The organism is Massilia atriviolacea, from assembly GCF_003953935.1.
GTDB classification, from domain to species: Bacteria; Pseudomonadota; Gammaproteobacteria; order Burkholderiales; family Burkholderiaceae_D; genus Telluria_A; species Telluria_A atriviolacea.
Genome location: NZ_RXLQ01000018.1, coordinates 41,713 through 55,089, shown reverse-complemented (window position 1 = coordinate 55,089; position 13,377 = coordinate 41,713). Strand labels below are relative to the sequence as shown.

General features: G+C 64.7%; 14 protein-coding genes. 3 read left to right on the top strand and 11 right to left on the bottom strand.

Annotation, left to right across the window (positions count from 1 at the left end; all coding sequences use genetic code 11):
- Positions 1–248: 248 nt before the first annotated feature.
- Entirely contained in the window at positions 249–989 is a 741-nt protein-coding gene (locus EJB06_RS25955) for a GntR family transcriptional regulator (RefSeq protein ID WP_126076933.1), read from the top strand.
- A gap of 193 nt (positions 990–1,182) precedes the next feature.
- Here EJB06_RS25955 and EJB06_RS25950 read toward each other — a convergent pair whose 3' ends face one another.
- The 10 genes from EJB06_RS25950 to rpsP all read right to left on the bottom strand — a co-directional run bounded on the left by EJB06_RS25950 (position 1,183) and on the right by rpsP (position 9,899).
- Positions 1,183–1,962, bottom strand: a complete 780-nt coding sequence (locus EJB06_RS25950) for an SDR family oxidoreductase (RefSeq protein WP_126076932.1) — start codon at positions 1,960–1,962, stop codon at positions 1,183–1,185.
- Positions 1,963–2,061: 99 nt separating this feature from the next.
- Positions 2,062–4,767 (bottom strand): M16 family metallopeptidase, encoded by a 2,706-nt coding sequence (locus EJB06_RS25945; protein WP_126076931.1) that lies wholly within the window; start codon positions 4,765–4,767, stop codon positions 2,062–2,064.
- Between the two features lie 90 nt (positions 4,768–4,857).
- Positions 4,858–5,307: a CBS domain-containing protein gene (locus EJB06_RS25940; RefSeq protein ID WP_126076930.1), complete on the bottom strand. Its 450-nt coding sequence runs from the start codon at positions 5,305–5,307 to the stop codon at positions 4,858–4,860.
- Positions 5,308–5,431: 124 nt separating this feature from the next.
- Complete coding sequence (locus tag EJB06_RS25935; RefSeq protein ID WP_126076929.1) at positions 5,432–5,776, bottom strand: DUF3579 domain-containing protein; 345 nt, start codon at positions 5,774–5,776, stop codon at positions 5,432–5,434.
- A gap of 201 nt (positions 5,777–5,977) precedes the next feature.
- Positions 5,978–6,955, bottom strand: coding sequence for a CobD/CbiB family protein (locus EJB06_RS25930; RefSeq protein ID WP_126076928.1), 978 nt, complete (start codon positions 6,953–6,955; stop codon positions 5,978–5,980).
- A 123-nt stretch (positions 6,956–7,078) separates the two neighbouring features.
- Positions 7,079–7,774 (bottom strand): CoA pyrophosphatase, encoded by a 696-nt coding sequence (locus EJB06_RS25925; protein WP_126076927.1) that lies wholly within the window; start codon positions 7,772–7,774, stop codon positions 7,079–7,081.
- 37 nt (positions 7,775–7,811) lie between these two features.
- Complete coding sequence (rplS, locus tag EJB06_RS25920; RefSeq protein WP_126076926.1) at positions 7,812–8,198, bottom strand: 50S ribosomal protein L19; 387 nt, start codon at positions 8,196–8,198, stop codon at positions 7,812–7,814.
- A 106-nt stretch (positions 8,199–8,304) separates the two neighbouring features.
- Entirely contained in the window at positions 8,305–9,051 is a 747-nt protein-coding gene (gene trmD, locus EJB06_RS25915) for a tRNA (guanosine(37)-N1)-methyltransferase TrmD (RefSeq protein ID WP_126076925.1), read from the bottom strand.
- 23 nt (positions 9,052–9,074) lie between these two features.
- Positions 9,075–9,605 (bottom strand): ribosome maturation factor RimM, encoded by a 531-nt coding sequence (rimM, locus tag EJB06_RS25910; protein ID WP_198420922.1) that lies wholly within the window; start codon positions 9,603–9,605, stop codon positions 9,075–9,077.
- A 36-nt stretch (positions 9,606–9,641) separates the two neighbouring features.
- Positions 9,642–9,899, bottom strand: coding sequence for a 30S ribosomal protein S16 (gene rpsP / locus EJB06_RS25905; RefSeq protein ID WP_126076923.1), 258 nt, complete (start codon positions 9,897–9,899; stop codon positions 9,642–9,644).
- Between the two features lie 267 nt (positions 9,900–10,166).
- Between rpsP and EJB06_RS25900 the strand changes: the two genes are divergently transcribed.
- On the top strand, positions 10,167–10,583 hold the full coding sequence (locus EJB06_RS25900) for a TM2 domain-containing protein (protein WP_126076922.1): 417 nt from the start codon (positions 10,167–10,169) through the stop codon (positions 10,581–10,583).
- Here EJB06_RS25900 and EJB06_RS25895 read toward each other — a convergent pair.
- Positions 10,574–12,616 (bottom strand): hypothetical protein, encoded by a 2,043-nt coding sequence (locus EJB06_RS25895; RefSeq protein WP_164558043.1) that lies wholly within the window; start codon positions 12,614–12,616, stop codon positions 10,574–10,576. The two genes, EJB06_RS25900 and EJB06_RS25895, sit on opposite strands and share 10 nt — an antisense overlap.
- Positions 12,617–12,788: 172 nt before the next feature.
- Between EJB06_RS25895 and EJB06_RS25885 the strand changes: the two genes are divergently transcribed.
- Entirely contained in the window at positions 12,789–13,373 is a 585-nt protein-coding gene (locus EJB06_RS25885; protein WP_126076919.1) for a glycine zipper 2TM domain-containing protein, read from the top strand.
- Positions 13,374–13,377: the final 4 nt, after the last annotated feature.

The window sequence follows — 13,377 nt, the reverse complement described above, 5'->3', positions numbered from 1 at the left end:
CCAGAACACTACCAGTTATGTGATTTTTTTCATATGTTGTTTCGTTAAGACACGGGTGGACTGGCATCCTGGGTAAGTGGTCTTGTCATTCCCCGTGAAATTGGCCTGGTGGTGAGAGGGAGGGGGTTTCCGGCGGTCTTTTTTTGGTATTATCGGTATATGCAAATACGACAACTGCATGATGTGGCGGATTTGCGCCATCGACCGGGAAAAGTGGTCCCATCCTTACAAAAAGAAAGCAGATTGGTATGACATCCCTCGCCCAGATCATGCACACGCTGGCGCAGACCAGCTCCCAGCCCCTGTACCAGCAATTGCAGCGCGCCCTGCGCGAAGCGATCGACCAGCGCCTGTTCGGCCCCGACGAAGCCTTGCCGGCCGAACGCCAGCTGGCGCTGGACCTGTCGATCTCGCGCATCACCGTGCGCAAGGCCATCGACGGCCTGGTCAGCGAGGGCTTGCTGGTCAAGCGGCCCGGCTCGGGGAACTTCATCAACACGCGGATCGAAAAGAATTTCGCCAAGCTGACCTCGTTTTCTGAGGATATGCGGGCGCGCGGACGCACACCGCGCAGCGTGTGGCTGAAGCGTTCGGAGGGCACGGTGACGCCGGAAGAAGCGCTGCGCCTGCGCCTGTCGCCGGGCGCGCCGGTATACCGCTTCAACCGCATCCGCTACGCGGACGAACTGCCGATGTGCCTGGAGTACGCGACCATCGTGGCCTCCTGCCTGCCCTCGCTCGACGTGGTGGGGGTGTCGATGTACGAGGCGCTGGAAGCGGCCGGCAACCGGCCCACGCGCGCGCTGCAACGCCTGTCGGCGCTGCTGCTCAACGCGGAACAGGCCAAGCTGCTGCAGTCGAAGGAAGGCGATGCGGGATTATGCGTGGAACGGCTGGCGTTCCTGCGCGACGGACGGGCGGTGGAGTTTTGCCGCTCGTACTTCAGGGGGGATATGTACGACTTTGTGGCGGAGCTGACGACGGTGTGATCGCCGGCGCCACCGATGGCGGAGCCGGCGCAATCGCCTGCGAGCCTGTCTCAGTGGATCGGAGTCGCTGCCGGCGCGCCTGACAAGCGAGCGCCGCGTTGCTGGCCGTTGCATGGCTAGCCATGCGGCCTCCTCGCGCCTTGCCCTCGCTTATCATGCATCGCCCTCAGCTTCCCCCGATCTGCTGAGGGCTCTAGATCGCGGTCAGGCCGCCATCGACGGCCAGCTGATGCCCGGTCACGAAGGAACTCTGTTCGGAGCACAGCCACATGGCCGCCTGCGCAATCTCGGCCGGCTCGGCGAACCTGCCCATCGGATGCACATTGCGCAGCTTTTTCTCGCGCAGCGGCTCGCGTTCCAGCGCGCGGCCCATCATCGGGGTATTCACCACGCCCGGGCACACGCTGTTGATGCGGATCCCTTCGCGCGCATATTCGGCCGCCGCGGTCTTGGTCATGCCCACCACCGCGTGCTTGCTGGCCGCGTAGATCGGCTGCGTCGGCGCGCCCACCAGGCCCGCCACCGAGGCCGTGTTGACGATGCTCCCGCTGCCCTGCTTGAGCATCTGGCGCAGTTCGTACTTCATGCACAGCCAGGTGCCCTTGACGTTGACGTTCATGATGCGGTCGAACAGCGCCTCGTCGGCCTGCGCCAGCGGCAGGTGCTCTTCTTCGATGCCCGCATTGTTGAACGCGCAATCGAGCTTGCCGTAGTACGCCACCGTCTTGTCGATCAACGCTTCGACTTCCGCCGCGCGCGTCACGTTACACTGCACGAACAGCGCCTTGCCGCCGTTTTCGACGATCATCGCCGCCGTCGCGTGGCCGCCGTCGACCGACGTATCGGCCACCACCACGCACGCTCCCGCGCGCCCGAACGCCACTGCCGCAGCGCGTCCGATGCCGCCCGCCGCCCCCGTCACGAGGACGACCTTGCCCTCGAACGAGGTATCCTTCTGCTTCTCCCTGGCCATGATCCAACATCTCCGTATGTTCTACAGAGGAAGCAAATACTTCCTCGAAGCAACAGAATACCGTAAACGTTGCTATCCCGCCAGCAAGTATTGCCGGCCTTATTTCCTGGGCTGGGCTTTCTCCTGGTCGCCCGCTATGACGACGCTCAGCGCCGCCGGGTCGACCGCCTTGCGGAAGGCGGCGTTTAGTTGCTCCAAAGATACAGCGGCCAGTTTCTGTTCGAAGCGCGCGCTCCATGCGAAGGTTTTGCCCAGGTACAGCAGCGAGGTCCAGCCGCTCGCCAGAATGCTGTCTTCGGCGCGGTTTTGCGCGCGCTGCTGCAGCAGGCCCGACTTGGCCGCCGCCAGTTCGCCGGCGGTGAAGCCCTTGCTCGCGGCGCGCGCCAGTTCCTCGCGCATCGCCGCATCGAGCCTGGCCAGGTTTTGCGGCGCGGCGATGGCGCTCATCGACAGGCCGCCCGCGCGGTCGAGGTCACCGGCGCCGAGCTGCGAGCCGCCGCCATAGGACAGGCCGTCCTTTTGGCGGATGCGGTTCATCAGGCGCGATTCCAGGCCGCCGTCGCCGAAGATGTAATTGGCCAGCATCAGCGCCGGATAGTCCGCATCGTCCACGTGCAGGTCGAGGTTCAGGCGCGCCATGACCACGCCGTTTTCCTTGTCCGCGAGGTGGATGGTCTTCTTCAGGGGCGCGACCGCCGCATTGGTGCGCAGCACCGGCGCGTAGCTGGCGCGGCTCTGCCACTTGCCGAACAGCTCGTCGATCAGCGGCGCGATGGGCGCGGCGTCGAAGTCGCCGACGATCGCCAGTTCGCCGTGCGAGGCGCCGTAGAAGTCGCGGTAGTAGGCTTTCACGTCTTCCAGGCGCACCGCCTTGACCTCGGCGATCTGCTCGTCGAGCGTGCGGGTGGCGCGCACGTCGCCTTTGGGATAACGGTCGAAGTGTTCGGCCAGCGTGCGCGCCGCCACCGATTGCGGCTCGCTGCGGCCCGACTCCAGGCTGACCAGCCATTGCTGGCGCAGTTGTTCGAATTCGGCTTCGGGAAAGCTCGGCTCCTTGAGCACGTGCGCCATCAGGCGCAGCGCCTCGTTCAGGTTGGGACGCGTGGTTTCGAACTCCATCAGGCCGCCGCTGATCTTCAGCTTGTCGAAGGCGTCCGACAGCTGCTCGCGCGTGTAGCGGGTGGTGCCGCGCGTGAGCATGGCGCCCGTCATCGCCGGCAGCATGCCCTTGCCGAACAGGTTTTTCTGGTCGCCCCAATGCAGGTTCAGGTCGACCGACACCGCTTCGCCCCGGTTTTTCTTGGGCAGCAGCGCCAGCTTCATGCCCCCCACGGTGGCCAGGGTGGTGCGCTTCATGATGTTGGCCTGGCTGGGATCGAAGTCTTCCGACTTCTGGCTCGCCTGTTTCGGTTTGAAGTCCTTCATCACGCTGGCCACGCTCGGCGCCGGCGGGATCTCGGCGCGGCGCGGCGCGTCGTCCGGCAGGAAGTGGCCGGTCACGCGGTTGTCGCGGCGCAGGTAGCGCCCCGCCGCGTCGGCCACTTCGGCCGCGGTCATGCTGGCGATGCGCTCGCGGCCCACGAAAAACAGGCGCCAGTCGCCCAGCGCGATCACTTCGGACAAGGCCACGCCGACCTGCTGCGGGTCGTTCAGGCTCTTGTCGATGCTGTTGCTGTAGTTGCGCCGTACGCGCTCGATTTCGGCTTCGGTCGGCGGGGTCTTGGCGAAGTCCTCGACGGCCCCCGTCAGCGCCTCGCGCACCGGCTCGATCGGGTCGCCCTTGCGCACCACCGCGCCGAAGTACAGCATGCCGGGCGCGTAGCCGGTTTCGGCGTAGGCGAAGACGTCGCTGGCCTTGCCGCTTTCGACCAGCAGCTTGTGCAGGCGCCCGGTAGTGGCCGCGCCCAGCACCTCGGAGGCGAAGCTCAGGGCGTCGCTGTCGTCATGCAGCGCGGCCGGCACCTTGTAGCCGAGCGCGATCATCTGCACGTCGCCCTGGCGCCGCACGGTAAAACTGCGCTCGCCGTCCTGGGTCGGCTCCACCGTCCAGAACTGCGGCAAGGCGCGCTTCGGTTTGGGGATCGCACCGAAACTGTGCGCGATCCAGCCCAGCGCGCGGGCCGGATCGAATTTGCCGGCCACCAGCAGCACCGCGTTATCGGGCTGGTACCAGGTGCGATAGAAAGCCTGCAGGTTCTCGATCTTGACGTTCTCGATGTCGCTGCGGTTGCCGATGGTCGAACGGCCGTAGCTGTGCCAGTCGTAGCCGAGGCTCTGCATGCGCTTCATCAGGACGTCGGCGGGCGAGTTCTCGCCGCTTTCGTACTCGTTGCGCACCACCGTCATTTCGGAGTCGAGGTCTTTTTTGGCGATATAGGAATGGACCATGCGGTCCGCTTCCATCTGCAGCGCCCATTTCAGGTTGTCGTCGCCGGCCTGGAACACTTCGTAGTAATTGGTGCGGTCGAGCGCCGTGGTGCCGTTGAACTGCATGCCGCGCTGGGAAAACTGCTGCGCGATATTGCGGTTGTTCGGCGCGCCCTTGAACATCAGGTGTTCGAGCAGGTGGGCCATGCCGGTTTCGCCGTAGTTCTCGTGGCGCGAGCCGACCAGGTAAGTCACGTTGACGGTGACGGTGGGCTTGGACGAGTCGGGAAACAGCAGCACCTTCAGGCCGTTCGGCAGGCGGTACTCGGTAATGCCTTCGACGGAGGGGCCCTGCACGACGCCTTTGGGCAAAGGCAGGGCGAGCGCGGCGCCCGTAAGGAAGCAGGCGGCGGCGCAGATCCAGCGAATTCGATTCATGGGCTCTTCTGGTAGTGGACACGGTTTGCCGGAGCCACGCGGACCCCGGCGCGGCTCATCATACCAGAGGGCGGCAATCCGTCAGGCAAGCTACTGGCGCGCGCGTTTTTCGTGGCTTTGCTGGTGCGCGCTGATGCGGGACAGTTCGCCCATTTCCTCCGCCAGGAACTCCAGCAGGTCGTCGACGCTGACGATGCCGGCCAGCCCGCCGGCGTTGTTGACCACCGGGACGCGGCGGATGCCGCGCAGGCGCATGCGTTCGATGGTTTCGTAGACGTCGTCGTCTTCCGACGCGGTCAGCAGGTCGGCGCTCATGATGTCGCCGACCAGCAGGCTGGCCGGATCGAGCCCGAGCGCGATGACCGAGACCACGATGTCGCGGTCGGTGAGGATGCCGACCGGAATGCGTTCCTCCTGCCTTTGTTCGACCACCACCAGGTCGCCGACATGATGCTGACGCATCAGCAGGGCTGCGGCCTGGACGGTTTCGTCGCCCTTGCAGTAACTGGTGTGGACAGTGCAGATTTCGCCTATGCGCATTGTGTTCTCCCTAGCGGCGGTGCGCTTGTGATGTGCGCGCGCGCAAATGGGCGCGCAAAAGGCTTAAACTAACGCGCTCTTTCTGTTGCCAGTTTGATCTTGCTCAAAACAGCGGTGAGGATTTTCAGATTTTAGGCTCGCCCGGTTCGGGCAGGATGCAGGCGTCGATGATCTGGAGATCATTGTCCTTGGCGAAATTCAGGACGAAGTGGTAGGCCAGCGGTTCGACTTTCTGGAGTTCGTTATCGACCACCACGGCCTTCACGCCGTCGAGCATGGTCGGGCGCACGAAGGGCGAGAACTGCAGGTGGGCATTGCGTCCGCCCGAGCCTTCGGGGCGAAAGCAGGACATGACGCCGCACAGCCGCTCGGCCCAGTCGCTGGGGCGGAACTGCCTGCCATTGCTGGTGAGGCCAAGAATGAAAAACTCGTCGGCGAGTTTTTTCTTGCTTTCGGATAACTCGGCCATAGGGCGGGTCGTGGGAACAGGAAGATGCGTGGAGACGAAGGCGCAAGCGCCGGGCCAGTGAATCAGGTTCTGCTATGCAACGTCAGTATTATATCTTATAGAAGAGTTGAGTTTGCAGGAATGATGCACCGCGTCGTTCCCGCCCAGGGCCGCCCTGGCGCGCGAACGACGCCTGTTACTGCCGCGGCCGCGCAACCGGCCTCAGGCCGCCGCCTGTCCAATATTAGCCAAACCCACCGCCCCCGACAACAGCAACAGCAGCAGCATCCATAAAAGCAACGCCCGCCACACCAATCCGACCGTGCTTTGCAGGGCCCGCGCGTTCGGCTCTTCGCCCGGCATCACGTCGACTTCGCTGTAGGTGCTGTCGACGGTGGCCGCATCCGGCGGCAAGACCTTGGAGGCATTCTCGTTCGGCGTGCCCAGGCGCACGCCCATGGCCCCGCCGCCGGCCGACAGGATGATCCCGCGCGCCTCGTCGGTCCAGCGATGGGCGAAGTTGCGCCATGCATAGATGGCATCTTCAAAATTGCCGACCACGGCGAACGCCACCGCCGTCAGGCGCACCGGCACCCAGTCGATCCAGTAAAACGCGCGCGCGGCGAACTGGCCGAAGGCTTCGTTGCGCATGTGGTCCGGCTCGTTCCACGCGCGCGCCAGGTATTCCGAGACGCGGTACATCACCGCACCGGCCGGGCCGACGAGCAGGAACCAGAAGAACACCCCGAACACATTGCGGTGCGTGGTCAGGAGCGACTTTTCGACGGCGATGCGCGCCACTTCCGATCCTTCCATGCCGACCGTGTCGATGCGCGCCCACTCGGCCAGCAGCGCGCGCGCGCCGGCTTCGTCGCCGGCGCTGAGCGCCCCCTGGATCGAGCTGAAATAATGGCTGTAATGACGAAAACCCAGGGTCAGGTAGACGATCAGCACATTCCAGGCGAAGGCGACGAACACCAGCTGGTAGTCGTACAGCAGCCAGGAAATCAGGGCGGTCGGCCCCATCAGCAGCAGGATGACCAGCACCCAGCCCATGCGGCCGTTGCTGGCGTCGCCCGCGTTGAACCAGCCTTCCATGCGCATCGCGAAACTCTTGATCTCCGCATAAATCAGATTGTCTGCCCGCAGCGGCTTGAGCTGTTCGATCAGCAGCGCGCAGAGAATGGAGAAAAATGTCATCGAAGGTCCTTTTATACTTTTAGAATGAAGCAGCAGAGCAATTCGTCAATGCCCGCTACGATAGCGCAGAGCACCGGCGGAATCAAACTTATTGAGGATTGGTCAGACCAATGCGCGTCCGGCTCAGGCACGCAGGAAGTGAAACAGGTTGCGCAGCATGCCGGCGGTGGCGCCCCAGATGAAGAAGCGATCGTACGGCATGGCGTAGAAGCTGCGCTGTCCGGCCCCTTCGGGCAGTTCCAGCGAGAGGCGCTGGTGGTTCATGCCGTCCATCAGGAATTGCAGCGGCACTTCGAAGATTTCGGCCACTTCGTTGGCGTCGGCGGCCAGCTCGAACGGCGGCGCGATCAGGCCCACCACCGGGGTGACCCGGTAGCCGGTGCCGGTAATATAGTCGGGCAAGGTGCCGATCACGTCGACGTGGCGGCGCTGCAGGCCGATTTCTTCCTCGCTCTCGCGCAGCGCGGTGGCGATCGCCGAGGCGTCGTAGCTCTCGGCCCGCCCGCCCGGAAAGCTGATCTGCCCCGCATGCGCCGACAGGTGCGCGGTGCGCACGGTCAGCAGCATGGTCAGGCCCGCCTCGCGCTGCACCAGCGGCAGCAGCACCGAGGCCGGCATCATGTCGGTGCGTCCTCCCCAGGATTCGCCCGGCGGCTCGGGCTGCCAGTCGGGCGGACTGGCGAAACGCCGGCGCAGCCACGCGGGCGTGAGGCGCTCCGGCTCGAGCGCCGCTTCGCCGCCGAGGCCTTCGACAGGCAATTTTTCTGGATCGAAAATAATCTTGGGCAAGGGTATTGTCCTTAAAACAAAAAAAGGCATCCGGGTAGGGATGCCTTTCTTAAAACGCCGGTGCCGATTACTTGGCAGCCGCTGGTGCAGCAGCGCGACGGTTTGGCAGTTTTTCTTTGATACGCGCCGATTTACCCGAACGCTCGCGCAGGTAGTACAGCTTGGCGCGGCGAACATCGCCACGACGCTTGACTTCGATCGATGCGATCAGCGGGGAATACAGCTGGAACGTACGCTCGACGCCTTCGCCGGACGAGATCTTGCGAACGATGAAGTTCGAGTTCAGGCCGCGGTTGCGACGGGAGATCACGACGCCTTCGTATGCCTGGGCGCGCTTGCGGGTGCCTTCGACCACGTTGACGTTGACGATCACGGTGTCGCCAGGTGCGAAATCAGGAATCGTCTTGCCCAGACGGGCAATTTCTTCTTGCTCAAGTTGCTGAATCAAATTCATTTTTAGGACTCCGATAACCATCTTGCTGGCGCTGCATTCGCCCAGTAGAGGATGGGGTTACTGATACGGGCGAGATTGCCTGCACAGTGGTACTGCAATAGCAGGTTTACAAACCTGCAAGAAACTTTTCGTCGGCCTTGCTCAGCAGTCCGGCGCTGCGCGCGCGGACCAGCAGGTCGGGCCGTTTCCGGGCGGTGGCTTCGAGCATGCGCTCGCGCCGCCACTTGACAATCTCCGCATGGTTGCCGCCCATCAGGACCGGCGGCACCGCCACGCCTTCGTACGTATCGGGACGGGTGTAATGGGGCGAATCGAGCAAGCCGTTGACGAAACTGTCTTCGACCGCCGAGGCGTCGTCGTTCAGTACGCCCGGCAATTGCCGCACCACCGCATCCATCAGCGCCATCGCCGGCAGTTCGCCGCCCGACAGCACGAAGTCGCCGAGGCTGATTTCCTCGTCGACGCAGCGGTCGAGCAAGCGCTGGTCGACCGCTTCGTAGCGTCCGCACAGCACGATCAAACCGGCTTCATCCTTCAGGTCCATCACCCGCTCGTGGGTCAGCGCCCTGCCCTGCGGCGACATGAAGACCACGCGCGGTATGGGCAGGTCGAGCATGACCTGGCGCTGCCTGGCGGCGCCGATGGCCGCTTCGAGCGGCTTGGCCAGCATCACCATGCCCGGTCCGCCGCCATACGGGCGGTCGTCGACGGTACGGTGATTGTCGCTCGTGAAATCGCGCGGATTCCAGGTCGACAGGCCCCAGCGTTTCTGCTCGAAGGCGCGGCGGGTCACACCCGACTGCGTCAGCGCGGCAAACATCTCGGGAAACAAGGTCACGACATCAAATTGCATGGCGCACTCGCTCGTGGGAAGCCTTAATAATCCAGGCCCCAGTCCACCGTGATGGTCTTGCTTGCCTGGTCAACTGTTTTGACGAACTGGTCCACAAACGGAATCAGGCGCTCGGGCGCCCTGGCATCGCTTGCGGGATCCGGCACCGGCGCGATGCGCAAAATCGATTGCGCGCCGTTATGCATCATGTCGGACACCAGCCCCAAGGCCTCGCCTTGCAGGTTAACTACATTCAGGCCGATCAGATCGGCCCAATAAAATTCATCGGCCGGCAGTTGCGGAAACTGGCTGCGCGGGATGGAAACAGCGGCGCCTTTCAGCGCCTCCGCGGCATCCCGCCCGAGCATTCCTGCCAACTGGGCCACGACGTCGCCGCCGTGCATTTTCGCAGTCCGTACGGAGACGGATTGCAGGCTGGGTTTATCCAGCCACCAGGTTTTCACGCTCAGCAACCCATCCGCGTCGGTGGAAAACGGGGTAACCCGAATCGAACCGGTGACGCCGAAGGCGCCGGACACGTACCCGACTTGCGTCAGGTCGTCAGGGATTTGCACCCCGGATGCTGCCGAACCGCTCAAACCCGGACCTGCTTAGGCTGCTGCTGGAGCTGCTGGCTGGCTGTTCACCAGACGTGCAACGGTTGGCGACAGTTGTGCGCCAACGCCTTGCCAGTAAGCCAGACGGTCTGCGGTGATACGCAGGCCGACTTCGCCACCGGATGCCATCGGGTTGTAGAAACCGATGCGCTCGATGAAGCGGCCGTCGCGGCGATTGCGCGAGTCCGTTGCAACGATGTTGAAGAACGGGCGCTTCTTGGCGCCTCCACGAGCTAAACGAATAACGACCATAATAATTCCAAAAAGTTGTGCTGGGCGGAAAAAGCCGACAATTATAGCGCGCAATGCCGCGCAGCAGCAAGCGTTAATGACAACAGGGCGCGCACTTCGGGGCGAATTGAAGATTATCGCTTATTTTGGCCCGCACCGCTACCCGCATCGTGGATGGCTGTCGCGGGGCCGATGGCGCAAACGCCGTGCGTTCCGCGCGGAATTGACCGATACTGCCAGCTTTCCCGCTACCTCGCCCGCAGAATGTCCACGCTCACTTCCACTGCCATGTCCACATCGCACAAAAACAAAACCTTCGCCACCTTCCTCGCCCTGATCCTCGGCGCGCTCGGCGCGCACCGCTTCTACTTGCGCGGCAGCGTCGACAAAATCGGCCTGCTGCACCTGGCCAGCCTGCCCGTCGCCGGCCTGGTGTACGGACTGGCGCCGCAAGCCGACTGGTTCTTCAAGGTGCTGCCGCTGGTGCTGTCGGGCATCGTCGGCTTCATCGAAGCGCTGGTGATCGGCCTGTCCTCCGACGAAAAATTCGACGCCGCCTTCAACGCCGGCTCGGGCCGCCAGTCGAATTCGAGCTGGGTGCTGGCAGTGTTGTTGGTTTGCACAATGCTGGTGGCGGCGACGATGGGCATCGCCACCCTCGCCCGCCTGTTCGACCTGCTCTACACGGGCGGCTCCTACGGCTGACGCCCGTCCGGCGTCATCCTGCCGTGCCGCTCGCGCTGCCGGATATCGTTTTTCAGGCGCGCCGCGCGCTCGTCGGACGATTCGATGCGCAGCGCCGAGCGCCTGGCCAGGCCCGATGGATTGAGCGCCAGGGTCGCATCCCAGCGCGCGCCCGGCTGCATCATGACCGGCGCCGGCAAGCTGTCCACCGCCGCCGGATCGATCCACGGCGCGATGCGCTGCAGCACCAGCTTGATGCGCGGCTTGATGGCCGGCTCGGCGATGCGCCCGCGCTGGCCCCAGCCGAGCACCAGGTCGTTGCCGGCGCTCTGGTTGGCATAGGCCACGTCGTAGCGCACGTTATGGCGGTAGCTCATCATGAATTCCTCGAACAGCATCGCCAGGTCTTCGCGCGAGCTGTCGCTCTGGTAGATCGAGTACGCGTAATCGTCCGAGGCGCGGTCGGCGCCGAAGAAGCCGCCGATCTCGGCCGCCGTGTAGCCCTTCTGCAGCGCCGTGGCGGTCGCGCCCTGGTACAGCACCTGGCCCATGCCCAGCATTTCGGCCGACTGCAGCGGATACTGGCTGGCCAGCGCATCGGACGGCAGCGTGCGGCTGCCGACGCGCTCGGCGATATTGTCCCAGATCGTGCGCTGCAGGTTCATGGCGCGGTTGACCGAGGGCAGGAAGTCGTTGGCGTGGGCCAGCTCGTGGTACAGCAGGCGGCCCAGGTCGAACAGCAGCTCGTCGGTGGTGCGCGTCACGCGCGACGTCGACGGATAGCTGCGGCGCGCGTAGTCGTTGTTTTTCACCGAACGGCCCAGCGGAATGAAATTGAGGTCGTCGTCGAAGCTCGACCGGTAGTCGGGCACCTCGGTCACCACGTCGCGCTGCTCGGCGCTCAGCCACAGGTTGTTGGCGTCGAGGTAGATCGCGCCGGTGCCGGCGCTGTAGAAACTCGGGCGCACATGCGAGCCGATGACGATGGCCGACACGCTCGCCAGCAGGCGGCGGAAGTCGCTGTTCGGGTCCTGGGTCAGCAGGAACTGCTCGAAATTGGCGCCCAGGAAGTCGTGCGACACCAGCACCCGCCCCATGATCTGCGCCACGCTCGGCACCACGCCCACGCCCGCTTCGGTCTGCAGCGGCGGCAGCACCTGGGCGCTGCACAGCGAGTTGTTCGCCGCGCTGGCGTAGTACACCTTGACGTCGTACGTGCAGCGCGCCAGCACGCCCGCATAGGCGCCGGCCTGGCGGTAGGCATGCACGCGCGCGGTGGGAGTGTCGAACAGGGTGTCGGCGTTGCCGGGCGCCTGCGGATCGAGGCCGATCAGGACCTCGTCGCTGTCGGTGACGCCGGCGCTGGTGGTCATGGTGGCGCGGAAGCGCAGCGCCACGTCGGTGGCGGACGCCGGCGCCTTGAACATCAGCAGCTGGCGGTTCGCGGTATCCATCTTCACGGCGGGGCCGCCGACCTGGGTCCAGACGATGCTGGCGACGCTGTCGTTGCCGCTCAGGGTGGGCCAGGCGCGCACCGAGGTTTGCACCTCGGGACGCACGGAATGGTCGGCGCGCAGGCTGATGAAGCTGCCCGCCGGCGCGTCGCCCACGGTCACCTCGGTCGAGAGCGACAGGCGCGCGCCGTCGGCCAGGGTGACGTCGGCGCGCAGGACGATCACGCCCTTCTCGCGCGTTTCGAAGGACACGGTCGGCGTGCGCGCCGCCTGCAGGGTGACGGCGGGGCCGCTGACCTGGGTCCAGCTCACATCGGCCAGCGGCGCGCCGCACGACAGCACGCTGGCGCCGCCCGCCTTGCCGGCGGCGACGGTCTTGTCGGCCACGATGTACGCCTTGCAGCCGTCGGGCTTGACGTCGCCCGGCGTGGGGGTGGGTGTCGGCGTTGGCGTTGGCGTCGGGGTGGGCGTCGGGGTCGGCGTGCCCGACGGGTCGCCCGGCACGCTGGTCGGATTGCCGCCGCCGCCGCCGCAGGCGGCGAACAGGGTGGCGATGGCCAGCGCGGCGGGAAGGCGCACGGCATATTGATGAATGTTCAAGATTTGTCCTGTCGGCTAAGGCAAGCGGGGAAGGTAAAGACCATCTGTCGATTATAAACAGATGGGCGCAAACGAAGCACATCCTTGCCCCGAATAATTGCTATTTCACAAGTGCTCTACAATACGGTATGCAGCTCGTTGGCGAGCACGATAAATCGATCAGGAGAAGACCATGATGAAACTTAATTTGACGCTGGCGCTGGCACTGGCGCTGGGCGGCGCGATGGGAACGGCGCAGGCCTCGTCCGCGCAGGTGCGCGCCGCCGACGCGCAGTACGCGCAGGACCGCGAAATTTGCAACGACGAGCGCAATGACGGGCAGCGCATGAAATGCCTGCGCGCGGCCAAGGCCGAGAACACGCGCGCGCTGGCGGCGGCGCGCGGGGGCGAGCGCGACGATGACCGCAACGACCGGGGCGCGCAGTGCCGCGACTGCGGCAAGGTGACGGCGGTGCACAGCGCGCGCCAGAAGGGCGAAGCGAATGCACTGGGGGTGGTCGGCGGCGGCGCCGTGGGCGGCCTGCTGGGCAATCAGGTCGGCAGCGGATCGGGGCGCGCGGTCGCCACCGTGGCGGGCGCCATCGGCGGTGCGTATGCGGGCAAGGCGATCCAGGAACGCGCCAATGCGCGCACGGTGTGGACGGTGGATGTCGAGTACGACAACGGCCAGCGCCGTTCGTTCAAGTTCAACAGCCAGCCGGGATTGCAGCGCGGGGACCGCGTGCGCAATGCGGGCAATTCGATTCGGCGCTCATAAAATC

What these genes read in the sequence shown, in the direction of transcription:
- rplS (WP_126076926.1), bottom strand. Translation starts at nt 8,198, where the DNA reads ATGAATTTGATTCAGCAACTTGAGCAAGAAGAAATTGCCCGTCTGGGC.
- EJB06_RS25950 (WP_126076932.1), bottom strand. Translation starts at nt 1,962, where the DNA reads ATGGCCAGGGAGAAGCAGAAGGATACCTCGTTCGAGGGCAAGGTCGTC.
- EJB06_RS25935 (WP_126076929.1), bottom strand. Translation starts at nt 5,776, where the DNA reads ATGGCCGAGTTATCCGAAAGCAAGAAAAAACTCGCCGACGAGTTTTTC.
- EJB06_RS25945 (WP_126076931.1), bottom strand. Translation starts at nt 4,767, where the DNA reads ATGAATCGAATTCGCTGGATCTGCGCCGCCGCCTGCTTCCTTACGGGC.
- EJB06_RS25930 (WP_126076928.1), bottom strand. Translation starts at nt 6,955, where the DNA reads ATGACATTTTTCTCCATTCTCTGCGCGCTGCTGATCGAACAGCTCAAG.
- EJB06_RS25885 (WP_126076919.1), top strand. Translation starts at nt 12,789, where the DNA reads ATGATGAAACTTAATTTGACGCTGGCGCTGGCACTGGCGCTGGGCGGC.
- trmD (WP_126076925.1), bottom strand. Translation starts at nt 9,051, where the DNA reads ATGCAATTTGATGTCGTGACCTTGTTTCCCGAGATGTTTGCCGCGCTG.
- rpsP (WP_126076923.1), bottom strand. Translation starts at nt 9,899, where the DNA reads ATGGTCGTTATTCGTTTAGCTCGTGGAGGCGCCAAGAAGCGCCCGTTC.
- EJB06_RS25955 (WP_126076933.1), top strand. Translation starts at nt 249, where the DNA reads ATGACATCCCTCGCCCAGATCATGCACACGCTGGCGCAGACCAGCTCC.
- EJB06_RS25940 (WP_126076930.1), bottom strand. Translation starts at nt 5,307, where the DNA reads ATGCGCATAGGCGAAATCTGCACTGTCCACACCAGTTACTGCAAGGGC.
- EJB06_RS25900 (WP_126076922.1), top strand. Translation starts at nt 10,167, where the DNA reads ATGTCCACATCGCACAAAAACAAAACCTTCGCCACCTTCCTCGCCCTG.
- EJB06_RS25925 (WP_126076927.1), bottom strand. Translation starts at nt 7,774, where the DNA reads ATGCCTTTTTTTGTTTTAAGGACAATACCCTTGCCCAAGATTATTTTC.